This window comes from Acerihabitans arboris (assembly GCF_010131535.1).
Taxonomy (GTDB): domain Bacteria; phylum Pseudomonadota; class Gammaproteobacteria; order Enterobacterales; family Enterobacteriaceae; genus Acerihabitans; species Acerihabitans arboris.
Genome location: NZ_WUBS01000001.1, coordinates 85,231 through 110,630, shown reverse-complemented (window position 1 = coordinate 110,630; position 25,400 = coordinate 85,231). Strand labels below are relative to the sequence as shown.

22 protein-coding genes are annotated in these 25,400 nt (G+C 61.7%); 9 read left to right on the top strand and 13 right to left on the bottom strand.

What is annotated here, in order from left to right:
* The 9 genes from panD to thpR form a co-directional block, all read right to left on the bottom strand.
* Positions 1–381, bottom strand: coding sequence for an aspartate 1-decarboxylase (panD, locus tag GRH90_RS00490; RefSeq protein WP_162363936.1), 381 nt, complete (start codon positions 379–381; stop codon positions 1–3).
* Between the two features lie 118 nt (positions 382–499).
* Entirely contained in the window at positions 500–1,354 is an 855-nt protein-coding gene (panC, locus tag GRH90_RS00485) for a pantoate--beta-alanine ligase (RefSeq protein ID WP_162363935.1), read from the bottom strand.
* Positions 1,355–1,369: 15 nt separating this feature from the next.
* On the bottom strand, positions 1,370–2,164 hold the full coding sequence (gene panB, locus GRH90_RS00480) for a 3-methyl-2-oxobutanoate hydroxymethyltransferase (protein ID WP_162364261.1): 795 nt from the start codon (positions 2,162–2,164) through the stop codon (positions 1,370–1,372).
* A gap of 137 nt (positions 2,165–2,301) precedes the next feature.
* On the bottom strand, positions 2,302–2,808 hold the full coding sequence (gene folK, locus GRH90_RS00475; RefSeq protein WP_162364260.1) for a 2-amino-4-hydroxy-6-hydroxymethyldihydropteridine diphosphokinase: 507 nt from the start codon (positions 2,806–2,808) through the stop codon (positions 2,302–2,304).
* Positions 2,809–2,842: 34 nt separating this feature from the next.
* On the bottom strand, positions 2,843–4,264 hold the full coding sequence (gene pcnB / locus GRH90_RS00470; protein ID WP_312857161.1) for a polynucleotide adenylyltransferase PcnB: 1,422 nt from the start codon (positions 4,262–4,264) through the stop codon (positions 2,843–2,845).
* A 48-nt stretch (positions 4,265–4,312) separates the two neighbouring features.
* A complete protein-coding gene (gluQRS, locus tag GRH90_RS00465) occupies positions 4,313–5,233 on the bottom strand; it encodes a tRNA glutamyl-Q(34) synthetase GluQRS (protein ID WP_162363933.1) in 921 nt (306 codons plus the stop codon).
* 82 nt (positions 5,234–5,315) lie between these two features.
* The gene (dksA, locus tag GRH90_RS00460; RefSeq protein ID WP_162363932.1) at positions 5,316–5,771 is read right to left on the bottom strand and encodes an RNA polymerase-binding protein DksA; all 456 of its coding nucleotides are present in this window, start codon (positions 5,769–5,771) and stop codon (positions 5,316–5,318) included.
* 197 nt (positions 5,772–5,968) lie between these two features.
* Positions 5,969–6,676, bottom strand: coding sequence for a DNA/RNA nuclease SfsA (gene sfsA, locus GRH90_RS00455; protein ID WP_162363931.1), 708 nt, complete (start codon positions 6,674–6,676; stop codon positions 5,969–5,971).
* A 26-nt stretch (positions 6,677–6,702) separates the two neighbouring features.
* Positions 6,703–7,248 carry an RNA 2',3'-cyclic phosphodiesterase gene (gene thpR / locus GRH90_RS00450; protein WP_162363930.1) on the bottom strand — a complete coding sequence of 182 codons (546 nt, stop codon included), beginning with the start codon at positions 7,246–7,248 and terminating at the stop codon, positions 6,703–6,705.
* Positions 7,249–7,373: 125 nt separating this feature from the next.
* On the opposite strand from thpR, the gene hrpB reads away from it, so the two are divergent.
* The 5 genes from hrpB to fhuB all read left to right on the top strand — a co-directional run bounded on the left by hrpB (position 7,374) and on the right by fhuB (position 16,413).
* The gene (hrpB, locus tag GRH90_RS00445; RefSeq protein WP_162363929.1) at positions 7,374–9,839 is read left to right on the top strand and encodes an ATP-dependent helicase HrpB; all 2,466 of its coding nucleotides are present in this window, start codon (positions 7,374–7,376) and stop codon (positions 9,837–9,839) included.
* Between the two features lie 83 nt (positions 9,840–9,922).
* A complete protein-coding gene (gene mrcB / locus GRH90_RS00440) occupies positions 9,923–12,472 on the top strand; it encodes a bifunctional glycosyl transferase/transpeptidase (RefSeq protein WP_162363928.1) in 2,550 nt (849 codons plus the stop codon).
* A gap of 128 nt (positions 12,473–12,600) precedes the next feature.
* Complete coding sequence (gene fhuC / locus GRH90_RS00435) at positions 12,601–13,422, top strand: Fe3+-hydroxamate ABC transporter ATP-binding protein FhuC (RefSeq protein WP_162363927.1); 822 nt, start codon at positions 12,601–12,603, stop codon at positions 13,420–13,422.
* 107 nt (positions 13,423–13,529) lie between these two features.
* Positions 13,530–14,420 carry a Fe(3+)-hydroxamate ABC transporter substrate-binding protein FhuD gene (gene fhuD, locus GRH90_RS00430; protein ID WP_376766049.1) on the top strand — a complete coding sequence of 297 codons (891 nt, stop codon included), beginning with the start codon at positions 13,530–13,532 and terminating at the stop codon, positions 14,418–14,420.
* Between the two features lie 4 nt (positions 14,421–14,424).
* Positions 14,425–16,413 carry a Fe(3+)-hydroxamate ABC transporter permease FhuB gene (fhuB, locus tag GRH90_RS00425; RefSeq protein ID WP_162364259.1) on the top strand — a complete coding sequence of 663 codons (1,989 nt, stop codon included), beginning with the start codon at positions 14,425–14,427 and terminating at the stop codon, positions 16,411–16,413.
* Between the two features lie 33 nt (positions 16,414–16,446).
* Here fhuB and hemL read toward each other — a convergent pair whose 3' ends face one another.
* Positions 16,447–17,727, bottom strand: coding sequence for a glutamate-1-semialdehyde 2,1-aminomutase (gene hemL / locus GRH90_RS00420; protein ID WP_162363925.1), 1,281 nt, complete (start codon positions 17,725–17,727; stop codon positions 16,447–16,449).
* Between the two features lie 252 nt (positions 17,728–17,979).
* Here hemL and erpA point away from each other — a divergent pair, with 252 nt between their 5' ends.
* On the top strand, positions 17,980–18,324 hold the full coding sequence (erpA, locus tag GRH90_RS00415) for an iron-sulfur cluster insertion protein ErpA (protein WP_162363924.1): 345 nt from the start codon (positions 17,980–17,982) through the stop codon (positions 18,322–18,324).
* Positions 18,325–18,469: 145 nt separating this feature from the next.
* Here erpA and GRH90_RS00410 read toward each other — a convergent pair whose 3' ends face one another.
* From GRH90_RS00410 to mtnN, 3 genes are read right to left on the bottom strand one after another with little or no spacing between them, the layout of a single operon-like run.
* Positions 18,470–19,087, bottom strand: coding sequence for a TRIC cation channel family protein (locus tag GRH90_RS00410; protein WP_376766046.1), 618 nt, complete (start codon positions 19,085–19,087; stop codon positions 18,470–18,472).
* Positions 19,087–19,941 carry a vitamin B12 ABC transporter substrate-binding protein BtuF gene (gene btuF / locus GRH90_RS00405; RefSeq protein ID WP_512698835.1) on the bottom strand — a complete coding sequence of 285 codons (855 nt, stop codon included), beginning with the start codon at positions 19,939–19,941 and terminating at the stop codon, positions 19,087–19,089. The genes GRH90_RS00410 and btuF overlap by 1 nt, the downstream gene beginning before the upstream one ends.
* A gap of 50 nt (positions 19,942–19,991) precedes the next feature.
* The gene (mtnN, locus tag GRH90_RS00400; RefSeq protein ID WP_162363923.1) at positions 19,992–20,696 is read right to left on the bottom strand and encodes a 5'-methylthioadenosine/S-adenosylhomocysteine nucleosidase; all 705 of its coding nucleotides are present in this window, start codon (positions 20,694–20,696) and stop codon (positions 19,992–19,994) included.
* A gap of 173 nt (positions 20,697–20,869) precedes the next feature.
* Here mtnN and dgt point away from each other — a divergent pair, with 173 nt between their 5' ends.
* From dgt to GRH90_RS00385, 3 genes are all read left to right on the top strand, one after another.
* Entirely contained in the window at positions 20,870–22,384 is a 1,515-nt protein-coding gene (gene dgt / locus GRH90_RS00395) for a dGTPase (RefSeq protein ID WP_162363922.1), read from the top strand.
* A gap of 156 nt (positions 22,385–22,540) precedes the next feature.
* A complete protein-coding gene (degP, locus tag GRH90_RS00390; RefSeq protein ID WP_162363921.1) occupies positions 22,541–23,983 on the top strand; it encodes a serine endoprotease DegP in 1,443 nt (480 codons plus the stop codon).
* Between the two features lie 181 nt (positions 23,984–24,164).
* Positions 24,165–25,322: a CdaR family transcriptional regulator gene (locus tag GRH90_RS00385; protein WP_162363920.1), complete on the top strand. Its 1,158-nt coding sequence runs from the start codon at positions 24,165–24,167 to the stop codon at positions 25,320–25,322.
* The last annotated feature ends 78 nt before the right edge of the window (positions 25,323–25,400 follow it).

The window sequence follows — 25,400 nt, the reverse complement described above, 5'->3', positions numbered from 1 at the left end:
TCAGGCCACCTGTACCGGTACCGCCTTGGCGGTGCGTTTCAGCTGGTTCTGGTCGTCGAAATAGGCCACCAGAGGCCGATGGCTTCGCGCCTCTGCGTCCGGCATCTGCACGTAGGCGCAGATAATCAGCAGGTCGCCGACGCAGGCGCAGCGGGCGGCCGCGCCGTTGACGGAAATAATGCGCGAGCCGCGTTCGGCGGCGATGGCGTAGGTGGAAAAACGCTGGCCGTTGTCGATGTTGTATATATCGATAGCCTCATACTCCAGGATACCCGCCGCCTCGAGAAAATCCTGATCGATGGCGCAGGAGCCTTCATAATGCAAATCCGCCTGGGTCACATGGACCCGGTGCAGCTTACCTCTTAGCATGGTGCGTTGCATAACGTTAAACCTTTGTACTTTCCCCGTCGGGGAGTTAAAACGCAAAATATCCTGTGGACAACCAACGTCAGTATTGACGATTGCCCCTTGCCTGTCCACCGGCCTGGACGTGGTCCCGCTACAGCGTTAAATCTACTTCCGCGTTATCGATTAAACGCGCTTTGCCCAACCAGGCGGAAAATAACACCACCGCGCGCGTGCTGTCCACCGTCAGCGATTGCAGGGTGAACGCGTCGCGAATATCCAGGGCATCGGGCTGCAGGCCGGCCTGGCGCAGCCGCGCAGCCGCCTGCTCCAGCAGCATATCGGTGTGGCGTTCGCCAATTTTCATCTGGGCAATCAGCTGTTCCAGCACGCTATGCAGCCGTGGCGCCACCAGACGCTGTTCGGCGGTGAGGTAGCCGTTGCGCGAGCTTAACGCCAGGCCGTCATCGGCCCGTACCGTGGCTACGCCGACTATTTCGATGTCATAACCCATATCCGCGACCAGCTGGCGGATCAGCGCCAGCTGTTGGTAATCCTTGCGGCCGAAACAGGCGATATCCGGCTGTACCAGGTTAAACAGTTTGCTGACGATGGTGGCCACGCCCCGGAAATGCCCCGGCCGTATGGCGCCTTCCAGGATACCGGAAAAACGCGGCACATCCACAAACGTCTGGCCTGCCAGTCCCTCGGGGTAAATCACCGCCGCCGCCGGCGCGAACACCGTATCCACGCCGCGGCGGGTCAGTTTTTCGCAATCTTCCTGCAACGTGCGCGGGTATGCCGTTAAATCCTCGGGTCGATCGAATTGCATCGGATTGACGAAAATACTGACGATAACGATGTCGGCACGGGCGCGGGCTTCGTCCACCAGGGACATATGCCCGTCGTGCAGATTCCCCATGGTCGGCACCAGCGCAATACGTTTACCTTCCTGCCGCCACTGCGTTACAGCCTGACGCAATTTCGGCGGGGTTTCGATAATTAGCACGCCTTTCTCCTGTCATTATTGGAAACTGTGTTCCAGGCCGGGGAAGGTACCCTGTTCGACCTCTTCGATATATAAGCGAACGGCCGGACGGATGTCGCCCCCCTGGGCGAGGAAGTTTTTGACAAATTTCGGGGTACCCTGGCCGGTGATGCCCAACGCATCCTGCATCACCAGGATTTGCCCGTCGGTGACATTGCCGGCGCCGATGCCGATAACCGGTATGGCCAGCGCCCCGGTGATCCGCTGCGCCAGCGCCACCGGCACGCACTCCAGCACCAGCAGCTGCGCGCCGGCCCGCTCGAGCGCCAGGGCGTCCTGTAATAACCGTTCGGCGCTGTCGCTGTCGCGGCCCTGTACTTTGTAACCGCCAAAGATATTCACCGATTGCGGCGTCAGCCCCAGGTGACCGCATACCGGCACCGCCCGCTCGGTCAAGCCCCGTACGGTCTCGGCCAGCCAACTGCCGCCCTCCAGCTTGACCATATTGGCGCCGGCGCGCATCAGCGCGGCGGCGTTGTCAAAGGCCTGCGCCGGGGTAGCATAGGCCATGAACGGCAGATCCGCGAGCAGCAGGCATAGCGGAGCGCCCCTGCGCACGCACCGGGTATGGTAGGCCATCTCCTCTACCTGGACCGGCAGCGTCGAGCCATGGCCTTGCATGGTCATGCCCAGCGAGTCGCCCACCAGCATCACCTGGATCCCTTCCTGTTCGAACAGGCGGGCAAAACTGGCGTCATACGCGGTAAGGGTGGCGAACTTGCGCTGCTGCTGCTTCCAGGCGCGCAGATGTGAAATGGTGGTTGGTTTCATCATAACCTCGATCAGGCCGGTAACGCATAATTGAAATGGAACGGCGCGTTATTCTAAAGGAAGGCGCGGATGGGAGATAGCACTGTATGCGGAAAACGTGCGGCAACGGACGGTTGGGGGCAGTGACGGGACGGGACTTACCAGCGCCTGGCCCGGTGGCCGCCATCCCAAAAGTCCAGGCCGTTGCGCGCAACCCGCGTCAGCAGGTCCGCCAGCGCCTCGCCGTCGGGGAATAGCAGCCCGGGGGCCACTTCCGCCAGGGGATAGAGCATAAATTCGCGGTTTTTCATATCGTAGTGCGGCACCGTCAGCCGGTCGGTATGCAACACCCGATCGCCGAACAGCAGGATATCCAGATCCAGCGTGCGCGGGCCCCAGCGGTTGGCTTTACGCACCCGGCCCTGCCGCAGTTCGATTTCCTGGGTATGATCAAGCAGGCTTTCGGGGGCAAGCGAGGTGTCCAGCGCCACGACCGCATTAAGATAATCAGGCTGGTCCTGCGGTCCCAGCGGCCGGCTGCGATAAAACGAGGAACAGGCGGCCAGCCGGGTCCGCGGCAACCCGGACAGGGCGGTCAGGGCGGCGTTGACCTGGTCGAGCGGGTCCGCCAGGTTGCTGCCGATGGCCAGCCAGACGCGCGTCATCGTCACGCCGGTTAGCGCCGCCGCGCGTGCCATGTTACGCCGGATCGCGATGCGGCGCGCGGCGGCGAGGGCGGCGCGGACGCGGACGGGCGGCGCCGTCGTCGTCAAGCGTGGTGAGCAGGGATTTCTGCCGCGGCGGCGCGGCTTCCTGGAACTCGCTCCACCATTGGACCAGCCGCTGCAATTCGGCGCTGTTTTCCACTTCGGCGCGCAGCGCCAGCAGATCGAAGGCGGCGCGGAATTTGGGATGCTCCATCAGCTTGAAGGCTCGTTTTCCCTGACGGCGCGACAGCCGCAGCTGCAATTGCCATATATCGCGCATCAGCGTGGTCAGGCGCTTGGGTATGGCCAGCGAGCGGCACTGTTCGTCGAGAATATCGTTCAGGGCCAGAGAGAAGGCGTCAAAATAGGCCAGGCCGCTTTCCTGCGTCAGCTTCTGGGCCTGTTCCAGCATCGGGTACCACAGCATGGCGGAGAACAGGAACGCCGGGTTGACCCGCATGTCGTTTTGGATGCGATGATCGGTGTTCTCCAGCACCCGGGTGACCATCTTCTCCATAAAACTGTCGCCCTGCTCGGTGAAGTTACGGCTGATAAGCGGAAACATCGGCTGGAACAGCTGGTATTCGCACAGCAGGCGATAGGTCGGCTCGCCGTAACCGGCCTGCAGCAGTTTAAGCGATTCCTCGAACAGCCTGGCCGCGGGAATGTCGTGCAGTAAGGACGCCAGGCGCGGGATCGGCTCGGCGGTGGCGGCTTCCACGGTCATGTTTAACTTGGCGGCAAAACGCACCGCCCGCAGCATGCGCACCGGATCTTCACGGTAGCGGGTTTCCGGATCGCCAATCAGGCGGATGATGCCTTCGTTTAAATCGCGCAGGCCGCCGGTATAGTCGCGCAGCGTAAAGTCGGCCACGCTGTAATAGAGGCTGTTGACGGTAAAATCGCGGCGCTGGGCGTCTTCCTCGATGGATCCGAAGATATTGTCGCGCAGCAGCATGCCGTTTTGCCCCTGTAGCGCGGCGGCGGGGGCCTGCACCGCAGACCCGGTGTCGGCATCGTCAGGCACATGGGTAAGATGGTGGCCGCGAAAGGTCGCCACTTCAATGATTTCCGGCCCGAACATCACATGGGCGAGGCGAAAACGCCGTCCCACCAGGCGGCAGTTGCGAAATAACTTGCGCATCTGCTCGGGGGTGGCGTTGGTGGTGATATCAAAATCCTTGGGTTTTCTACCCAGCAGCAGGTCGCGAACACCGCCGCCGACCAGATAGGCCTCGTATCCCGCCTTGTTCAAGCGGTAAAGCACCTTCAGTGCATTCTCACTGATCTCCTTGCGGGAGATGGCGTGCTGGTCGCGCGGGATAATCGTCAAAGGGCGTCTATCCTCTGGTGCCGTTACCGCGGTTTCCCGGTTTAACACCTTACGGCAGAAGTTGGCTACTCGGGTAAAAATAGTACACCTCAATAGTAACAAATAAACGGGAGCAACAAAAAACAGCGGCTAATCATAGCTCACCCCGGGTGTTTTGAGAACGGACGGGGCGCATGTCGTGCTCGATGGCGAAATCGGTATGGATGCCAGGGACCAATGCGTAATAGCCCAGTCTAACATACTCTCAAGGGTCAAATCCCGCCACCCTTGCGCTACCGGTTGATTTAAAAAAACTAATGCGTCCCGCACCGTCGGACGGGGATCCCCGTAGGGCAATTCCGGCGCATGGTTCTGCTTGGACAGTTTGGCGCCCGCGGGCGTCAGCGCCAGCGGCAAATGAATATAATCCGGTTCTTTATAACCTAATTGGCGATAGAGTGCCAATTGGCGTACGGTCGGCTCGATTAAATCGGCCCCGCGCACGATTTCGGTGACGCCGAGCGCCGCGTCATCCACCACCACCGCCAGGTTATAGGCAAACAGCCCGTCGCGGCGGCGGATGATAAAATCTTCCCGGGCAAGCGCCGGGTCGGCATAAATATCACCGCGTAAACGGTCATGGAAATGCGTAACGGGGTCGGTCTGGCGCAGGCGGATGGCGGCATTTTCCGGCGGCAGGCGAAGCCGGCGGCAATGGCCGTCGTAGATGCCGCCCAGCTCTTGTATGCGGCTGCGGGTGCAATGGCAATAATAACTCAGCCGGCGCGAGCGCAGGTCCGCCAATACCTCAAGATAGGCCGTATGGCGCTGGGATTGAAAGCATACCGGTCCGTCCCAGTGCAGGCCGTAGTGGTTCAGCTGGCGTAAAATGGCATCGGCGGCGCCGGGAATTTCGCGGGGAGGGTCGATATCTTCGATACGCACCCGCCACTGCCCATGGGAGGCGCGAGCCTGGAGATAGCTGCCCAGGGCCGCGACAAGCGAGCCGAAATGTAGGGCGCCGGAAGGCGAGGGGGCAAAGCGCCCCATGTAGGTGCTGTGTGCAGGCATAAATCAGAAAGGCGAATCCGTACGGTTACCGCGATGCCATCTCTCCGTTCCATGGGCAACATCGCAGTAATCTGGATTGACGTTACCCTGCCATCTGCTTTTCGCGGATTTCAGCCAGGGTTTTGCAATCAATACATAAATCGGCGGTCGGACGCGCTTCCAGGCGGCGAATACCGATTTCCACGCCGCATGAATCGCAGAAGCCGAAATCTTTGTCTTCCACTTTCTTCAGCGTCTTTTCGATCTTCTTGATCAATTTCCTTTCCCGATCGCGGTTACGCAGTTCAAGGCTGAATTCCTCTTCCTGCGCGGCGCGGTCCACGGGGTCGGGGAAGTTGGCCGCTTCGTCCTGCATGTGCGAAACGGTACGACCCACTTCATCTCTCAGTTGATTGCGCCATGCATCAAGGATGCGCTTGAAATGCAGCAATTGGGCCGCATTCATATACTCTTCGCCCGGCTTCTGCTGGTACGGTTCCACCCCGGCGATGGCGAGAATGCTCAAGGAGGATGTCTTACGGTCTTGCCCTTCTTGCATGTTGCTTCTCCTTCATAACACGCACTATCGATCCCCAACGTGGGGAAAAAAACAGGCCGCTATAAATAACAGATGACGTTAAGGTTGGCAATTATTCCTGACGCCTACTTGACAATAGTGTGAAGAAAGGCGTATCTGGCAGGCGGTTAAATTGAGGAAAAGCGGGATGATTTGCCCTTTTTTCCGCCAAAACCCGCCTACGAAATAAATAACGGCAAAGCATTTTTTAACACTATACCGTCAGGTGATAACTGCGCGCCATAGCAAAGCACTTCCACGCCATGTTGCTGCGCCTGCAATACCAAATCCGCATAATGGGGATCAATGTGCCGGGCGGGCGCCACCCGGGTAATCCCGGAGTGCAACACCGCAAAAAACAGTACGGCACGGTGACCCATTTCTGCCATTGCTTGTAGTTCTCGTAAATGTTTTTGTCCGCGTATGGTCACCGCATCGGGAAAATATCCCCATTCCTGTTGCAGCAATGTGACGGATTTCACCTCAATATAGCAGTTGGCGCGATTTTCCGCTGCTAATAACCAATCAATGCGACTATTTTCTACTCCATACCTCACTTCGGCCGTGAGAGTGGTATAGCCCGACAATGCGGGAATGGTGCCGGCACGCACCGCCTCGGCCAGCAAGGCGTTGGCGCGCAGCGTATTCACCCCTATCCATTGACCACGGGCGGTTTCAGTTAGTTCCCAACTGTGTGGGTAACGGCGTTTGCCGTTATCGGAGGTTGAGTACCACACCGTATCGCCCGGCACGGCGCAGCCGGTCATGGCGCCGGTATTGGCGCAATGGATGGTAAGCTCCCTGCCGTCCGGCGTGACCACGTCCGCCAGGAAACGTTTATACCGCTGCACCAGGCGGGCGGGTTTTAATTCAGGACTGAATAGCATAACTTTTCCGTTTAAAGGCGATTCCATTAAACACTATCGCGCCGCCCGGCGAGCGGCCAGCTATCCAGCAGCATATAACGGGTGCGCCCGTTGTCAAATAACGAGGCGTACAGGCTGAAGCCGTCGACCGTGATTTCCCATCCCGGCGCCCCAGGGGGCAGCGCCACCGCCTGGCGGGCCTGACGCAGCAACGTGACATGCGGATGAAACGGCAGCGGGCTTTGATAACAGCCGTTGCGGGCCGCCTGCGCGCGCAGCCGCTGCGCCAACTGCAATAACCCGCGCGGCGCGCGCTTCATGCCGAGCCACACCACGCCTGAGCCAGGCCAGTGCCCGCAATCGTCCAGGGCAAGGGTAAAGGGCTTTTGTTGCAATCTCATGGCGGCGGCGCGCAAAGCCTGTTCTTTATTGGCGCTGACCTCGCCCAGGAACGCCAGGGTTATATGCAGGTTGGCCGCCGCCACCGGCCTGCCGGCCTCATAAGGAAACTGGCCGGCGCGCCAGCCGATTATCGCCTGGCGGACGCTGTCGGGCAGGGCGATGGCAAAAAATAAACGGCGGGTGGATGTCATGGGGACCCTGGCTGTCGTATGGGTGATTCACCGTCTCCCAGGGGCAATCCGAGGTCTTTGCCGGACGGGAAACGCGGCGAGGATTCTGTTCTTCAATCAAGCGATGCTACAATGCCCGCCCCAGAATGTTAATCTTTAACGGAGTTGTCGTGACGTCATTACCGGTCGCCGCCGTAGTCGATGAGTTGTTGCTGGCGTTGCAAGACGCCGGGCAGGTAATGCTGCATGCGCCCACCGGCGCCGGCAAATCCACCTGGCTGCCGCTTGAGATCCTGCGGCGCGCGGGATTGCCCGGGCGTATCCTGATGCTGGAGCCCAGGCGACTGGCAGCCAGGAACGTAGCGCTGCGCCTGGCCGAACAGCTTGGCGAAGCCCCCGGCCAGACCGTGGGCTACCGGATGCGCGCCGAAAGCCGCGTTGGGCCGCATACCCGCCTGGAGGTGGTCACCGAAGGCATATTGACGCGCATGCTGCAACAGGACCCGGAGCTGTCCGGCGTCTCCCTGGTTATCCTGGACGAATTCCACGAGCGCAGCCTGCAGGCCGATCTGGCCCTGGCGCTGCTGCTGGATGTGCGGCAGGGACTGCGCGACGATCTGCGGCTGCTGATCATGTCCGCTACCCTGGATGACCGGCGCCTGCTGGAACTGCTGCCCGACGCGCCGGTGATCCGTTCCGTCGGCCGCAGTTTCCCGGTGGCGCGGGTATATCACCCGCTGCCCTCTCAGGCGCGGCCCGATCAGGCGATTGCCGCGGCGGTAAGCCGGATGCTGTTATCCCATACCGGCTCGCTGTTGCTGTTTTTACCCGGCGTGGGGGAAATTCATCGGGTGCTGGCCTTGCTGTCCCCCCGGGTCGGGGCGGAGGTTGATCTTTGCCCGCTGTATGGCGCGTTGACCCTGGACGAACAGCAGCGGGCCATCAGGCCGGCCCCGGCGGGACGGCGCAAAGTGGTGCTGGCCACCAACATCGCCGAGACCAGCCTGACGATAGAGGGTATCCGCCTGGTGGTGGACAGCGGGCTTGAGCGGGTCAGCGAGTTCGACGCCAGGAGCGGGCTGAGCCGCCTGGTCACCCAGCGTATCAGCCAGGCGTCCATGGTACAGCGCGCCGGCCGCGCCGGCCGGCTGTCCCCCGGGGCGTGCTGGCATCTGTTCAGCCAGTCGCAGGCGGAGCGCGCGCCGGAGCATAGCCTGCCGGAAATACTGCAAAGCGATCTCAGCGGATTTTATCTCGAATTATTGCAGTGGGGCTGTAACGATGTCGACCGGCTTTGCTGGCTCGACCGGCCCCCGGAGCCTGCCCTGGCCGCCGCCCGGCGGACCCTGCGTCAACTGGATGTGCTTGACGGGGCGGAACGCCTGACTTCCATGGGGCGCAAAATGGCGCGATTGGGCTGCGATCCGCGCCTGGCGGCCATGCTGTGCCATGCGGACGACAATGATGATAGCCTGGCGACCGCCGCGCTGCTGGCCGCCATTATCGAGGAGCCGCCGCGCGCGGGTTCGCCCGATCTGCGCGACGCCCTGGCGCGCCCGCAGTCCCATTGGCTGCGCCGCGCCAAACAGCTGGCCAAACGCCTGTCTCCCCGCTGGGGTACCCCGGACAGCGGGCTGGCGCCCGTCATACTGGCCAGGGGGTTTCGCGATCGCATCGCCCGCCGGCGCGATGCCGCCGGCCGCTATCAACTGGCCAACGGCCTGGGCGCGGCGTTGGCCCCCGACGAAGCCTTGTCGGCCATTGAATGGCTGATCGTGCCGGGATTGATGCAACTGGGCCAAAACGCCGACGCGGCCATCCGTCTTGCGTTGCCGGTGGATATCGCCGCGCTGGTCGCCGGCCGTCCCGACTGGCTGACCGTCACTACCGCCATGCGTTGGGATGAGGAGAAGGGAAGCCTGCGGGTGCTCAGGCGCGAACAGATCGGACGGTTGGTACTGCGCGAGCAGCCGCAGGCCAAACCCTCGGGCGAACTGATGCGGCAGGCGTTGATCGCTTGGATTGGCGAGCAGGGATTGGCGGTGCTGAATTGGGACGCTCCCTCGCAGCAGTTGCGCCAGCGCCTGCTGTGCGCCCGTGACTGGCTGCCGGAAGTGGACTGGCCGTTGGTCGATGACGACGCGCTGCTGGCGGCCCTGCCGCTGTGGCTGCAGCCGTCCCTGCAGGGCGTGCATGACGTGCGCGCCCTGCGCCAGGTTAATCTCGGCGAGGCGTTATTACGCCTGCTGGACTGGCGAATGCGTCAACGACTGGATAGTGCGCTGCCCAGCCACTACACTGTGCCCACCGGCAGCCGGCTGCCGGTGCGTTACCAGCACGGCGAGCCGCCGGTGCTGGCGGTAAGGATGCAGGAAATGTTCGGCGAGCAGGCCAGCCCGCTGCTGGCCGAGGGCCGCGTGCCGTTGGTGCTGGAGCTGTTGTCGCCCGCTGCGCATCCGTTGCAGATTACCCGCGACCTGGCGGCTTTCTGGCAGGGGGCCTACCGCGAGGTGCAAAAAGAGATGAAAGGGCGCTATCCCAAACATGCGTGGCCGGATAATCCGGCCCAGGCGGTACCGACCCGGCGTACCAAGAAGTATCAACAGGGTTGATTTCAGAGGTTTCCTCTTCCGGATAAGATGGTGGGGGAGCAGAGTAGGCGGAGAATCCGTCGGAAGTATGGAGAATCACAACGATGTCTGGGGATGATCGCGAACCTATTGGACGTCATGGAAGACCGTCCGGCCGTAAAGTGACAAATAAGCCGCCAGTGCGACGTCACCGGGACGACGACTACGATGAAAATGAAGATGATCAGGATGACTATGATGATCAAGAGGAAAATGTAATGCCGCCCCGTAAGCCGCCTAAAGGAAAATCGCGCCCGCCGCGTAACGGCAAGAAGCGGCGCCTGTTGGGATTGCTCATCAAGATTTTCCTGGTGGTGGTGGTTTTACTGGTGATCTACGGTGTCTACCTGGATGCGCAGATCCGCAGCCGCATCGACGGCAAGGTGTGGCAACTGCCGGCGGCCGTATATGGCCGCATGGTCAACCTGGAACCGGGCATGCCCTACAGCAAGAACGAGATGGTGAACCTGCTGGAAGGGATGCAATACCGTCAGGTTACCCGCATCACCCGCCCGGGTGAGTTCAGCGTGCGCGCCAACAGCATCGATATGCTGCGCCGCCCCTTTGATTTCCCCGACAGCAAGGAAGGGCAGATCCACGCGGTGCTGACGTTCGATCGCGATCGGCTGCTGCAAATCCAGAATCAGGATACCCAGCGGAATTTCGGCTTTTTCCGGCTCGATCCGCGCCTGATCACCATGCTGCAATCGCCCAACGGCGAACAGCGGCTGTTCGTACCCCGCGCCGGTTTCCCCGATCTGCTGGTGGATACCCTGATTGCCACCGAAGATCGACATTTTTACCAGCATGACGGCATCAGCATCAGTTCCATCGGCCGCGCCTTCGTGGCGAATATAAGCGCCGGCCGCGCGGTGCAGGGCGGCAGCACGCTGACCCAGCAACTGGTAAAAAACCTGTTCCTGACCAATGAGCGGTCCCTGTGGCGCAAGGTCAACGAAGCCTATATGGCGGTGATCCTGGATTACCGCTACAGCAAGGATCGCATCCTGGAGCTGTACCTGAACGAGGTCTACCTCGGCCAGAGCGGCAGCGAGCAGATCCGCGGCTTCCCGTTGGCCAGCCTGTATTATTTCGGCCGGCCGGTGGATGAGCTGAGCCTGGACCAGCAGGCGATGCTGGTGGGCATGGTCAAGGGCGCGTCGTTATACAACCCCTGGCGCAACCCGCAAATGGCGCTGGAACGTCGTAATCTGGTGTTGAAATTACTGCAAAACCAGCAGGTTATCGATGAAGACTTGTATAATATGCTCAGCGCGCGTCCCCTGGGCGTGCAGCCGCGCGGCGGGGTGATCACCCCGCAGCCGGCCTTTATGCAGATGGTGCGCCAGGAACTGCAGGCTAAACTGGGCGATAAGATTAACGATCTGTCCGGCGTGAAGATTTTCACCACCCTCGATCCGATTTCGCAGGATGCGGCGGAAAAGGCGGTGGAGGACGGGGTGCCGGCCCTGCGCGCCGGGCGCGGCGTGAGCGATCTTGAGGCCGCCATGGTGGTGGTCGACCGCTTCAGCGGTGAAGTGCGCGCCATGGTCGGCGGTTCCCAGCCGCAGTTCGCCGGCTTTAACCGCGCGATCCAGGCCCGGCGTCCGGTGGGGTCGCTGGCCAAACCGGCCACTTACCTCACCGCGCTGAGCCAGCCGGACAAATACCGCCTGAACACCTGGATCGCCGACGAGCCGATTTCGCTCAAGCAGCCGAACGGGCAGCTGTGGGCGCCGAAAAACTACGATCGTCAATTCCGCGGCAAGGTGATGCTGGTCGACGCGTTGGCCAACTCCCTCAACGTGCCCACGGTTAACCTGGGGCTGGCGGTGGGGCTGCCGGATATCGTCGCGACGCTGCAAAAGCTGGGTATTCCGAAAGAGGTGATTAATCCGGTGCCGGCCATGCTGCTGGGGGCCATCAGCCTCACGCCGATGGAAGTGGCGCAGGAGTACCAGACGATTGCCAGCGGCGGCAACCGCGCGCCGCTGTCGGCGGTGCGCTCGGTTATCAGCGAGGACGGCAAGGTGTTGTACCAGAGCTTCCCGCAGGCGGAGCGCGTGGTGCCGGCCCAGGCGGCGTACCTGACGTTATACGGTATGCAGCAGGTCGTGGCGCGCGGCACATCGCGTTCGCTGGCGGTGAAATTCCCTAATTTCCACCTGGCCGGTAAAACCGGCACCACCAACGATCTGCGCGACAGCTGGTTTGCCGGCGTGGACGGCAAAGAGGTCACCATCAGCTGGGTCGGGCGCGATAACAATGGCCCGGCCAAGCTGACCGGCGCCAACGGCGCGCTGACCCTCTACCGTCGTTACCTGGAAAACCAACCGCCGCTGACGCTGAACGTCATACCGCCGGAGGAGATCAACCAGATGTCCATCGACTACGCCGGTAATTTCGTCTGCAACAGCGACAGCAGCATGCGGGAGATCCCGGTCTGGACCGACAGTCCGCAGGCGTTGTGCCATGCCAGCCAGGCGGTGGCGCAGGCGCAGCAGCCGGCGCAAACGCCGCCCGATCGGCAGCAGCCCGGCCAGCAGCAGCCGCAACAGCAGCAGGAGAGCAGCGACGGCGTCGCCGGCTGGATCAAGGATATGTTCGGCAAATAAATATCCACCCCGGCTCGCCGGGGTTTTTATTTACCTGCGGTCAACTGGCGTGAATTCCCCTTGCAGTAGTCGTTCCCTTCCGCCTATTATTGCTTTTTTGAATAATTATCATTTGCTTTATTGGGCTTATGCAAGATATCGCGACACCTTCAGCTACCGTTTCCGCCACGACGCAAAACGCCACCTTTACCTTGGATAAGGTGAGCTTTGCGGTACCCGGACGGGTATTACTCCAGCCATTGTCGTTCTCTTTTCCCCAGGGGAAGGTGTGTGGCCTGATCGGCCATAACGGTTCCGGCAAATCCACCCTGCTGAAGATCCTGGGGCGTCATCATGAGGCCAGCGGCGGCGTGGCGCGCCTGAACGACCAGCCGCTGGCGGACTGGGAAAGCAAGGCGTTCGCCCGGCAGGTGGCGTATTTGCCCCAGCAACTGCCGGCGGCGGAAGGCATGACGGTGCGCGAGCTGGTGGCCCTGGGACGTTATCCCTGGCATGGCGCCCTGGGACGCTTCGGCAGCGCCGATCGCCAGCATGTGGAAGACGCCATCGAGGTGGTCGGGCTGCGATCCCTGGCGCAGAGGCTGGTGGACAGCCTCTCCGGCGGTGAACGGCAGCGCGCCTGGCTGGCGATGACCCTGGCGCAGGACAGCCGCTGTCTGCTGCTCGATGAACCCACCTCGGCGCTGGATATCGCCCATCAGGTGGAAGTCCTGGCGTTGATTAAACGCATGAGCCAGGAGCGCGGCCTGACGGTTATCGCGGTATTGCATGATATCAATATGGCGGCGCGCTACTGCGATTACCTGACGGCGCTGCGCGACGGCGCGATGATAGCCCGGGGATCGCCGCTGGAACTGATGCGCGGCGACGTGCTGGAAACCATTTACGGCCTGCCGATGGGCATCCTGCCTCATCCGGGCGGCGGCGCGCCGGTGAGCTTTGTGTTTTAATGCGACGTTATCACAACCAGGGAAGCCTTAGCGAAGACAGCGCGTCCATAGACCTTCCAGGCGACGATCCAGGGATCGACGGCCGCCGCCGGCGGCTGCTGGCCGCCATGCTGCTGTCGCCCCTGGCCCACGGTTTAACGTCCTATGGCTCAATGGCCTGGGGTGCAACGGCTCGGAGCGCAACGCCCGGAGCCGGCCCTTCGCTGCCCTATCCGCGCATCATCGCCCTGGAGTGGCTGCCGGTAGAGCTGTTGTTTGCCCTCGGCGTCACCCCATTGGCCGTCGCCGGCACCCGGGATTATCGCTTATGGGTGCAGGAGCCGCCGCTGCCGGCCTCGGTGGTCGACGTCGGCCAGCGCACCGAACCTAATTTTGAACTCATCACCGATCTCAAACCGGACTTAATCCTCTATTCCCAGGGCTATGGGCCGCGTCCTGAACAATTGAATTCCATTGCCCCGGCCATGGGGTTTAGTTTTACCGATGAACAGGGACGACCGCTCTCCACCGCGCGCGCCGGACTGCTGGCGTTGGCCCAACGCCTGGACATGATGCCCGCCGCCCAGGCCCATCTGGCGGATTTTGACCGGCAGCTGGCCGCCGCCCGCCCGCTGCTGGCGTCCTACCGCCGGCAGCCCCTGCTGGTATTTTCCCTGATGGACGATCGGCATGCCCTGATTATCGGTAAAACCAGCTTGTTCGGCCAGGTGATGGACCAGTTGGACATAACCAACGTCTGGCAGGGGGAAAATAATTTCTGGGGCACGGCGGTGGTGGGCATCGAACGCCTGGCGACGCTGCCGCTGGCGCGGGCCGTCTGCCTGGACCACGGCAACGACGCATTAACGGCGCGCGTCGCCGCCACGCCGCTCTGGCAAGCCATTCCCTTTGTGCGCCAGGGCCAACTGCGCACCGTGCCGGCCATCTGGATTTATGGCGCCACCCTTGCCGCCTTACGCTTTTGCCGGATGCTGCGGCTGGTGGAGCAACGGTGGTGACGCCATGAACCGCCGTACCTCACTTTTCCCGATAGCGTTGCTCGCGCTGCTGGCCTTGGGTGCGCTGGCGCTCAGTATATATAACGCGCAACAGGTGCTGCCATACCAGTTATGGCCGGAGGCGCTGCGGCGGCCGGATACGCTGGATATCCGGCAGGTTATTTTTCACTACAGCACGCTGCCGCGCCTGGTGATAGCGCTGCTGGTGGGCGCCGGCCTGGCATTGGCCGGCGTGCTGTTCCAGCAGGTGCTGCGCAACCCCCTGGCCGAACCCTCGACCCTGGGGGTTGCCAGCGGCGCGCAGCTGGGCGTGACCGTTACCACGCTGTGGTTATTGCCCGGCGGGGAGTTTACACAGCAACTGGCGGCCCTGCTGGGCGCGCTGGCGATAGGCGCGCTGGTGTTTGGCGTGGCCTGGGGTAAACGCATGTCGCCGGTGACCCTGATCCTGGCGGGGCTGGTGCTAAGCCTGTACTGCAGCGCCGTTAACAATCTGCTGGCCCTATTTCATTACCAGCAGTTGGAGAATCTGTTTTTATGGAGCAGCGGGGCGCTGAACCAACAGGATTGGCACCGGGTACGGTTCCTGCTCCCACGTCTTGGGCTGGGCCTGCTGCTGGCATTGTTGTTGATTCGTCCCATGACGTTGCTGGGCGTTGACGATTCCGTGGCGCGCAATCTGGGCCTGGGACTGTCAACCGCCCGGCTGGGGGCGTTGGCGCTGGCGATCGTGCTCAGCGCGCTGCTGGTTAACGCGGTGGGGGTAGTGGGTTTTATCGGCCTGTTCGCGCCGCTGCTGGCTAAATTGCTCGGCGCCCGTCGCCTGCTGCACCGCCTGCTGCTGGCGCCGCTGATTGGCGCGCTGTTGCTCTGGTTCACCGATCAGGTGATGGTCTGGTTGTCGCAGGTATGGCGCGACGTGCCCACCGGCGCGGCTACCGCGCTGGTGGGCGCGCCTATCCTGCTCTGGCTGCTGCCCCGGCTGCGCCATGCGGTGGAGCCGTCGGCGCCCGGCAATGAAAGCGCGCCCCGTCCGGAGCGCGCTCGTCCGGCGGTATGGACCGGGGTCGGGTTGCTGTTGCTGCTGGCCGGAGCGTGCGTAGCGCTGATGCTGGGCCGTAACAGCCTGGGCTGGTCCTGGGCCGGCGGCGATGAACTGCTGCGCCTGCTGCCCTGGCGCTGGCCGCGTACCCTGGCGGCGTTAAGCGCCGGCGTGATGCTGGCCGCCGCCGGCACCCTGATCCAAAAGCTGACCGCCAATCCCATGGGCAGCCCGGAAGTGCTCGGCATCAGCGCCGGCGCCGCGTCGGCGGTGGTGCTGATGATGTTTTTAATTCCCGGCGACGTGTTTATCTGGCTGCTGCCGGCGGGCAGCCTGGGGGCCGCGCTGACGCTGGCCGCCATCCTGCTGGTGGCGGGGCTGCGGCATTTTTCCACCCAACGCATGCTGCTGGCGGGCATCGCCCTAGGCACCGCGTTTACCACGATGGTGACCCTGCTGCTGGCGAGCGGCGATCCCCGGCTCGGCGGCCTGCTGACCTGGATTTCCGGGTCGACCTACGCGGTGCGGGCGCCGCAGGCGATAACCAGCGCGATGACGGCGCTGGTACTGCTGCTACTGGTGCCCTGGTGCCGCCGCTGGCTTAACGTGCTGCCGCTGGGCGGCGCGACCGCCCGGGCGCTGGGCTTGCCGCTGGCGCGCGCCCGGGCGGTGATCCTGCTGCTGGCGGCGGTGTTGACCGCCGGCGCCACGCTGGCCGTCGGTCCGCTGAGCTTTATCGGCCTGATGGCGCCGCATATGGCGCGTATGCTCGGCTTTCGCCGGGCGATGCCGCAGCTCGTCATGGCGGCGGTGGTTGGCGCCATGCTGATGCTGCTGGCCGACTGGAGCGGGCGCATGGTGATGTTCCCGAACCAGATCCCGGCGGGCCTGCTGGCGACCTTTATCGGCGCGCCGTACTTTATCTTTTTACTGCGCCGGCAGGGACGCTGACGCGGCGGGGCGTTTTAGCGCCGCCTGGATTGTCTACAGCCGGGCAAAGCTGCGGCGCGCGGCGGCAACGGTGCGTTCCAGATCCTCATCGCTGTGCGCCAGCGACATAAAGCCGGCTTCAAACGCCGACGGCGCCAGATAGACCCCTTCCTCCAGCATCATATGGAAAAAGCGTTTAAACCGCTCCACATCACAGGCCATCACATCCCGGTAGCAGGTCACGGCGGGCGCGTCGGTAAAAAAAATGCCGAACATGCCGCCGACGTGATTGACCACCAGCGGGATGTCTTCCGCCCGCGCCGCCTCTTGTAATCCCCGCGCCAGGCGATCGGTCAGGTCGGTCAGGGCCGGATAGACGCCGTGGCGGGAAATTTCGGTCAGGCAGGCGTAGCCGGCGGCCATGGCAATCGGGTTGCCCGACAGCGTGCCGGCCTGGTACACCGGACCGGTTGGCGCCAGCGCCTGCATCACTTCGCGTCGCCCGCCGAACGCCCCCACCGGCATGCCGCCGCCGATGATCTTGCCCAGGCAGGTCAGGTCCGGCACCACGCCGTAATAGGACTGGGCGCCCGCCAGCGCCACCCGAAAGCCGGTCATCACCTCGTCGATAATCAGCAGGGCGCCGAATTCATCGCACAGGGCGCGCAGCCCGGGCAGGAATGCCGGCAGCGGCGGCACGCAGTTCATATTGCCGGCGACCGGCTCGACGATAACGCAGGCGATTTCACGCGGATACAGTTCAAATACCTGCCGTACCGAATCCAGGTCGTTAAAGGTGGCGGTGAGGGTATGTTTGGCGAAGTCCGCCGGCACGCCGGGGGAGCTGGGCTGGCCGAGCGTCAGCGCGCCGGAGCCGGCCTTGACCAGCAGGCCGTCGGCATGGCCGTGATAACATCCTTCGAATTTAATGATTTTGTCGCGCCCGGTATAACCCCGCGCCAGGCGAATGGCGCTCATGGTGGCCTCGGTGCCCGAGTTTACCATGCGCACCATATCCATGGACGGCACCAGTTCCGTCACCAGGGCGGCCATCCTGACTTCGATTTCGGTTGGCGCGCCAAAGCTCAGGCCGCGCCCGACCGCCTCGATAACCGCCTTGCGTATCGCCGGGTGGTTGTGGCCCAGCACCATCGGTCCCCAGGACCCGACATAATCAATATAGGCCTTTCCGTCCACATCGTATAGCCAGGCGCCGTCCGCCCGCTCGATAAACAGCGGCGTGCCGCCGACGCCGTTAAACGCGCGCACCGGGGAGTTAACCCCGCCGGGGATCAATTGTTGCGCCCGGGCATACAGACTTTCGGAATGACTCATGGATCGGCTCCTGAAGGGAAAACAACATGTTTATCCCGATAGTGTAATAAACTGGCCGGCAATAAGACATCTTTGTCGGGCGCCGGAGACGCAAACTTTTGCTTTACCGGACGGTACCCGCGATCGCACGCGGCGGTAAACAAAATATCCTCAACGCGCAATACTTGAACGTTATTGACAGGTAGCGGATAATGAATGTTCACATCGGGCTGTTATGCCTTCAGCCCGATGACCTTGGTTGGGAGTAAATGAATGAGTGAAACTGCGGTACTGCCATTACAATTTACCGATTCAGCGGCGAAAAAAGTGAAGCATCTGATTGCGGATGAAGAGAACCCGAACCTGAAGTTGCGGGTCTATATCACCGGCGGTGGCTGTAGCGGCTTCCAGTATGGTTTTACCTTTGATGATAAAATCAACGAAGACGATTTGACCATAGAAAAACAGGGCGTTGCATTGGTGGTGGATCCCATGAGCCTGCAATACCTGATCGGCGGTTCGGTGGATTACACCGAAGGGCTGGAAGGGTCGCGTTTTATCGTTACCAACCCGAATGCCAAGACTACCTGCGGCTGCGGGTCGTCGTTCAGCATCTGATCCCCGGGCGGGATAGGCTCCCAATGATACCGGTACGGCACCGCCGCGCCGGTGTTTTTGCGCGCGCGATTTACCATGGCGCCGATATTGACCCCAAGGCGCGGGCCGCCGCGCCAATACCAATAATCGGTCCCGATGCTACCGCCTACTCCTTGCCTTCCAGCTCGAATGTCGGCAGCTTGAGATGCCAGCGGATCGCCGCCAGCCGGATGCCGAGCGTTATCACCATCCCCAATACCGACGCGTGCTGGGAGCTGAGATGGAAAACGTGGAAGGCAGTGGTGTGCGCGATGCCGCCGATAATGCAGGCGGTGGCGTACACCTCGGTACGCAGGATCATCGGGATTTCCCGCGCCAGCACGTCGCGGATGATGCCGCCGCCCACGCCGGTGATCACGCCCATGCACACCGCTATCAACGGGCCGGTGCCGCTGGCGAACGCCTTGTTGACGCCGATGCCGACAAATACCGCCAGTCCGATGGCGTCCAGCACCGGCAGGATCCATTTCGGCAACTGACGGGGCTGCCTGATTACCAGGATGGCCACGAAACAGGTCACCATCGCCACCACCAGATCGGTGGGATCCCGTACCCAGAACACCGGCCCATCATTCAGCACCATATCCCGTATGGTGCCGCCGCCCACCGCGGTAACCACGCCCAGGACCAGCACGCCGAACGGGTCCATGCGCAGTTTGCCGGCCAACAGCACGCCGGACACGGCGAATACCGCCGTGCCGAGCACATCAAGAAAACCCAGCATCAGCGCGCTCCTGTAATGGATATATCCGCCAGCTGTTGGCACAGCGCCTGCGCCGCCAGCAAAATACGCGGACCGCTGCGGTTAAACCAGTCCTCATTAAGCGCAATCACCGGCACGGCCAGCCGCGGTTGCCAAAAGTCCCGGACTGCGGTAACGCGCTCTGCGCTGCCGGCGACGACAATCGCCTGCGGCTTACGGCTCAATACCTGTTCGCGGCCCACCTGCGGCCAGGGCACCGGACTATCGGCAAAAATATTACGCGCCCCGCACAACGCCAGGATCTGGCTTTGCAGCGTCTGCTTGCCGGCGGTAAACAACGGCTGGGTGCCGAACTGCATAAACACCCGCACCGGCGGATTGCCGGCGTAACGCCGCCTGAGATCCGCCGCCTGCCGGCGAACGGCGCGCGCGGCCTGGTGAGCCTGCTCGGGGTGGGGGCTGTAGCGCGCCAGGCCATCAAGCGAGCGGGCCATATCTTCCACGTCCAGCGGATCGATATAGACAATCGGGATGCCGAAGGCCGCCAGCTGATCCAGCTCACGCTGCGGATTGCCGCCGCGCCAGGCCAGGATCAGATCCGGTTTCAGCGCCAGCGCCCGCTCCACATTGATGCCCTGCCATGAGGCGACCTGCTCGAGCTTTTGCGCGGCGGGGGGATAATCAGACCAGGTGCTGACCGCCACCAGCACATCGCCCATGCCGGCGGCAAACGCCATTTCGGTGGCATGCGGCGCCAGGCTGATCACCCGGTGCGCCGCCGAGACCGGCGGGGCGGCCAGCAGAGCCAGCAGCAGCAGGGCCAATCCATGGGCCGGCAAACGCCATAACCTGCGCGCCATACGGGCTAAGCCCATGGGCGCCGCCGGTACGGCGGCCAAAGCCTGCGCCGCGCTCCAGGGCGACATTACTTCCGCTGTCCGGCCAATGTCTGCAGCATGGCCGCCACCAGGCGGCTGGACTGTTTGGCCGCCACCGCCAGGAACTCTTCGAAGCTGAGATGGGACGCCTGGTCCGCCACGTCGGAAATGGCGCGCACCACCACGAACGGCACCGCGAACTGATGGCACACGTGCGCAATGGCCGTTGCCTCCATTTCCACTGCGATGGCCTGGGGAAAGGTGGCGCGGATACGGTTCAACGGTTCGGCGCCGTTGATAAACGCATCTCCGCTGACCACCAGGCCGCGCACCGCGTGCTGATTCAACCGGGCAATACTGCTTTCCGCCAGCGCGATCAGGGCGTCGTCCGCCGCGAATGCCGCCGGGCACTGCGCCATTTGTCCCGGCTCGTAACCGAAGGCGGTGACATCCACATCGTGGTAACGCACCTCGGCGGACACCACGATATCCCCGACGTTCAGCGACGGGGCCAGGCCGCCCGCCGAGCCGGTGTTGATCACGTAATCGGGATGGAAATGATCCAACAGCAGCGTGGTGCCGAGCGCGGCGGAGACCTTGCCGATACCGGATTTCACCAGCGCCACGTCGACGCCATGCAGCCGGCCGCTGTAGATTTCGCATCCCGCCTGTCGCCAGGCGGCGCGGTCTTCAATCTGGTCGCGCAGCAGGGATACTTCCTGTTCCATCGCGCCGATAATGCCAACTCTCATCTGGTTGTCCTTTTGGTTAATAAACAGTTGATAATGAATAGTGAATAGTAAAGTGGTCATTTTGCCGGTGGCGACATTCTATCACGGCCGGCGTCAGGAAATAATTGCCGCCGTGGTTGCATTTAGCGGCGGGTATGGGTATCACGGTATAAGAAATCATCCTGGGGAATACGATGTCCGCAATCGACTTTAGCAAGAAACTCAGTTTTCAGCGCCCATTCAGCCGTCCCATCGTCGCCGAGGATGAATACAGCGTCATCCGCCAGTTTGAAAGCGATCGCGGGCGGATTATCAATTCCGCCGCCATACGCCGCTTACAGCAAAAAACCCAGGTATTTCCCCTTGAGCGCAACGCGGCGGTGCGCTCGAGGCTGACCCACTCCATGGAGGTCCAGCAGGTCGGGCGGCACATTGTCAAAGAGGTCTTCCACCAGCTCAGGCGCGAGCAGCGTATTGCGCCGCTGGGGCTGGAGCAGCTGGAGGCGCCGTTTGAAAGCATCGTGGAAATGGCCTGCCTGATGCACGATATCGGCAATCCGCCGTTCGGTCATTTCGGCGAGGCGGCAATCAATGACTGGTTCAGCCAGCGGCTGGACATCGCCGGCCTGGGCAACGAGGCCCAGGGCAACGATCGCTGCCGGGTGGAGGCGCTGCGGCTGCGCGCCGGCGAGGAGGACGATAACGCCCTGCGCAGCCGTATCCGGCTCGATCTGTGTCATTTCGAGGGCAATGCCCAGGCCATCCGCATGGTGCACAGCCTGCTGAAGCTCAACCTGACCTATGCCCAGGTGGGCTGTATCCTGAAATATACCCGCCCGGCCTACTGGCGGGGCGATATTCCGGCCGACTTCAGCTATCTGATGAAAAAACCCGGCTACTACCTGGCGGAGGAAGAGTATGTCAAAGCATTACGCGCACAGCTGTCGCTGGGGGAGTTCCATCGCTTCCCGCTGACCTATATCATGGAGGCGGCCGACGATATTTCTTATTGCATCGCCGATTTGGAAGATGCGGTGGAAAAAAAGATTTTTACCGTGGAGCAGCTTTATATCTACCTGCAACAAGAGTGGGGCGAGGTAGAGAAAGGCGATTTATTTGAAAAAGTGGTGGGACAGGCGTTCGATAAGATAATGCGCAACCAGGGCCTGCGCAGCGGCGATCAGTTTTTTATGTATCTACGGGTAAATACCGTGGCGCGTCTGGTGCCGCACGCGGCGAAGCGTTTTCTCGACAATCTGCCGCCGATATTCGACGGTCATTTTAACCAGGCGCTGTTGGAAGACTCCAGTCCGGCGTTTCGCTTATTGAAGATATTTAAAGGCGTGGCCTTTAAGCATGTGTTTAATCATCCGGAGGTCGAGCAATTGGAATTACAAGGCTACCGGGTCATCAGCGGCCTGCTGGAAATCTATAATCCCCTGCTGGAGATGCCGCTGGCGGCGTTTCGCGAGCTGGCGGCGCAGGATTACCACCGGGATTATATGATCCCCACCCGCCTGTTCCATAAATTATCCACCAAACATCGCCTGGCCTACGGTGAAGCGGTAGCTGAATTAAATCGCTATCCGCAGCGCCAGCAGCCGATGATGGAATTTTATTATCGGGCACGTTTAATTCAGGACTATATTAGTGGCATGACCGATCTTTATGCTTGGGACGAATACCGACGTTTAATGGCTGCGGAGTAAAAGACGGCAAAGGCGGGAATTGTAAATAGGCCCAATACTTTTTTACCATTATGGTTTTTTTGCTACTGAACTTCGGGTTATTTGATTAATCTCACAGATACGACCACGGCAGTGGGGTCCGCATCATTACCTGATACTCACAGTTGAGACAATTAAATGAAAAAAACTACTTTGGTCCTGAGTGCGCTGGCATTGTGCTTGGGTGTGGCGCTGGCGCCTGTTTCATCCTTCGCGGCGGAGACCGCCTCGACCAACCAGCAGCTTCCCAGCCTGGCGCCCATGTTGGAAAAAGTCATGCCGTCGGTGGTCAGCATCAGCGTTGAAGGCAGCGCCGCCGTCAGTTCGTCGCGCGTGCCCGAGCAGTTCCAGCAGTTCTTCGGCCAGGACTCGCCACTGTGTCAGGAAGGCTCGCCTTTCCAGGCCTCCCCCCTGTGCCAGGGCGGCGGCGAGGGCGGCGAGGAAGGCGACGGCAATACCCCGCCGGCCAAGGAAAAATTCATGGCGCTGGGCGCCGGCGTGATTATCGATGCCCAAAAGGGCTACGTGGTCACCAACAACCATGTGGTCAATGACGCGACTAAAATCCAGGTGCAGTTATACGACGGACGTAGGTTCGACGCCAAGATCATCGGCCGCGATCCGCGTTCGGATCTTGCCCTGGTGCAACTGGTCGAGTTTAAAAACCTGACCGCCATCAAGATGGCCGATTCCGAACAGCTGCGGGTCGGCGACTATACCGTGGCCATCGGCAACCCCTATGGCCTGGGTGAAACCGCCACCTCGGGCATCGTGTCCGCGCTGGGGCGCAGCGGGCTGAATATTGAAAATTATGAAAACTTTATCCAGACCGACGCGGCCATTAACCGGGGCAACTCCGGCGGGGCGCTGGTTAATCTTAACGGTGAGCTTATCGGCATCAATACCGCCATACTGGCCCCGGACGGCGGCAATATCGGCATCGGGTTCGCCATTCCCAGCAATATGGTGAAGAACCTGACGGCGCAGATGGTGCAATACGGCCAGGTCAGGCGCGGCGAAATCGGTATCCTCGGCACCGAGCTGAACTCCGAGCTGGCCAAGGCGATGAAAGTCGACGCCCAGCGCGGCGCCTTCGTCAGCCAGGTGTTGCCTAAATCGGCCGCTGAAAAAGCCGGCGTGAAGGCAGGTGATGTGATCGTCACCATGAACGGGCGGCCCATCAACAGCTTTGCGGCGTTCCGCGCCGATGTCAGCTCGCAGCCGGTGGGCACCAAGGTCCGGCTCGGCCTGCTGCGTGACGGCAAGCCGGTGAATGTCGACGTCGTCCTGGAGCAGAGTACCCAGCCGCAGGTGGATTCCGGCAATGTCTTTACCGGTATCGAAGGGGCGGAGCTGAGCAGTATCGACAACGGCGGCCAGAAAGGCGTCAAGGTGGACGATGTCAAAGCGGGCAGCACCGCGGCCAAAGTCGGCCTGAAGAAAGGGGATATTATCCTGGGCGTTAACCAGCAGCCGGTGCAGAACCTCGGCGAGCTGCGCAAAATCCTCGATACCAAACCGCCGGTGCTGGCATTGAACGTGCAGCGCGGCGACACCCAGCTTTACCTGTTGGCGCAGTAATCCCCGCGTCCGGTCCCCAATCAAGGACGGCGTCATCCCGGCGCCGTCTTTTTTTGCCGGTATTATTGTGATATCCCGCACAAAATGAGTGAGTAAGATCACGCTTTGTGCCGTTGCACAATGTATGAGTGCTGTTGCCCGGGTATAATAGTGCAAAGGGCTTAACAAAACCGAGGCGGGGATGGCTACGTATCATCTTGATGCGAAATTGGCGCAAGAAATTGTGGCAAGGACAATGCAGATTATCGACAGTAATATTAACGTGATGGATGCGCGTGGCCGGATCATCGGCAGCGGTGATGAAGAGCGTGTCGGTGAGCTGCATGAAGGGGCGTTGCTGGCCTTGTCCCAGGCCCGGGTAGTGGATATTGACGACGGGGTGGCCCGGCATTTGCACGGGGTGCGTCCCGGCATCAATCTTCCCCTGAAAATCGACGGCAATATCGTCGGCGTCATTGGCCTGACCGGCAATCCCAGCCAGCTGCGGCAATATGGCGAACTGGTCTGCATGACGGCCGAGATGATGCTGGAACAGGCGCGGTTGCTGCATATGCTGGCCCAGGACAGCCGGTTGCGCGAAGAACTGGTGCTGAATCTCATCCGCGCCGAGGAAGTTACGCCGGCGCTGATCGAATGGGCCCAGCGTTTGGGCATCGATATCAACCAGCCCAGGGTGGCGGCGGTGGTGGAAGTCGACAGCGGCCAGTTTGGCGTGGACAGCGCCATGGCGGAGCTGCAGCAGTTGCAGACGCTGCTGACTACGCCGGAGCGGGACAACCTGATTGCCATCGTATCGCTGACCGAGATGGTGGTGTTAAAACCCGCCTTGAACAACCACGGGCGCTGGGATGCCGAAGAGCATCGCCGCCGGGTGGACACGCTATTTTCGCGCATGACCGAGAGCAGCCGTCTGCGGGTGCGCATCGCCTTGGGCAACTATTTCCCGGGCGCCGGCGGTATTGCGCGCTCCTGGCGCACCGCGCGCACCACCATGGCGGTGGGCAAGCAGCGGCTGCCGGAGCAGCGTCGCTATTTTTATCCCGACCTGATGCTGCCGGTGCTGCTCGACAGCCTGCGCGGCGGCTGGCAGGCCAGCGAACTGGTACGCCCGCTGGCAAAACTGAAGGCGATGGACAATAACGGCCTGCTGCGCCGTACGCTGATTGCCTGGTTTCGCCATAACGTCCAGCCCACGCCCACCTCCAAGGCGCTGTTTATCCATCGCAACACCCTGGAATACCGCCTTAACCGCATCTCGGAAATGACCGGCCTGGACCTGGCCAACTTTGACGATCGCCTGCTGCTTTACGTGGCGCTGCAGCTGGATGACGAAGTCTGATCTTGCCGGCTGGCAAACTTGGCCATGGGTTTGCCGCGGGCGCTCTCTTATCGGAACAGTCGCGGGTACGGCATGCCG

Bases quoted from the DNA above. Each gene is read 5' to 3' on its own strand.
- hrpB (WP_162363929.1), top strand. From the start codon at position 7,374: ATGTTAATCTTTAACGGAGTTGTCGTGACGTCATTACCGGTCGCCGCC.
- GRH90_RS00385 (WP_162363920.1), top strand. From the start codon at position 24,165: ATGGCTACGTATCATCTTGATGCGAAATTGGCGCAAGAAATTGTGGCA.
- folK (WP_162364260.1), bottom strand. From the start codon at position 2,808: ATGACGCGCGTCTGGCTGGCCATCGGCAGCAACCTGGCGGACCCGCTC.
- mtnN (WP_162363923.1), bottom strand. From the start codon at position 20,696: ATGAGAGTTGGCATTATCGGCGCGATGGAACAGGAAGTATCCCTGCTG.
- dgt (WP_162363922.1), top strand. From the start codon at position 20,870: ATGTCCGCAATCGACTTTAGCAAGAAACTCAGTTTTCAGCGCCCATTC.
- erpA (WP_162363924.1), top strand. From the start codon at position 17,980: ATGAGTGAAACTGCGGTACTGCCATTACAATTTACCGATTCAGCGGCG.
- degP (WP_162363921.1), top strand. From the start codon at position 22,541: ATGAAAAAAACTACTTTGGTCCTGAGTGCGCTGGCATTGTGCTTGGGT.
- dksA (WP_162363932.1), bottom strand. From the start codon at position 5,771: ATGCAAGAAGGGCAAGACCGTAAGACATCCTCCTTGAGCATTCTCGCC.
- panB (WP_162364261.1), bottom strand. From the start codon at position 2,164: ATGAAACCAACCACCATTTCACATCTGCGCGCCTGGAAGCAGCAGCAG.
- fhuB (WP_162364259.1), top strand. From the start codon at position 14,425: ATGAACCGCCGTACCTCACTTTTCCCGATAGCGTTGCTCGCGCTGCTG.
- GRH90_RS00410 (WP_376766046.1), bottom strand. From the start codon at position 19,087: ATGCTGGGTTTTCTTGATGTGCTCGGCACGGCGGTATTCGCCGTGTCC.
- sfsA (WP_162363931.1), bottom strand. From the start codon at position 6,676: ATGCTATTCAGTCCTGAATTAAAACCCGCCCGCCTGGTGCAGCGGTAT.
- panD (WP_162363936.1), bottom strand. From the start codon at position 381: ATGCAACGCACCATGCTAAGAGGTAAGCTGCACCGGGTCCATGTGACC.
- fhuC (WP_162363927.1), top strand. From the start codon at position 12,601: ATGCAAGATATCGCGACACCTTCAGCTACCGTTTCCGCCACGACGCAA.
- mrcB (WP_162363928.1), top strand. From the start codon at position 9,923: ATGTCTGGGGATGATCGCGAACCTATTGGACGTCATGGAAGACCGTCC.
- hemL (WP_162363925.1), bottom strand. From the start codon at position 17,727: ATGAGTCATTCCGAAAGTCTGTATGCCCGGGCGCAACAATTGATCCCC.
- gluQRS (WP_162363933.1), bottom strand. From the start codon at position 5,233: ATGCCTGCACACAGCACCTACATGGGGCGCTTTGCCCCCTCGCCTTCC.
- thpR (WP_162363930.1), bottom strand. From the start codon at position 7,248: ATGACATCCACCCGCCGTTTATTTTTTGCCATCGCCCTGCCCGACAGC.
- fhuD (WP_376766049.1), top strand. From the start codon at position 13,530: ATGCTGCTGTCGCCCCTGGCCCACGGTTTAACGTCCTATGGCTCAATG.
- btuF (WP_512698835.1), bottom strand. From the start codon at position 19,941: ATGGGCTTAGCCCGTATGGCGCGCAGGTTATGGCGTTTGCCGGCCCAT.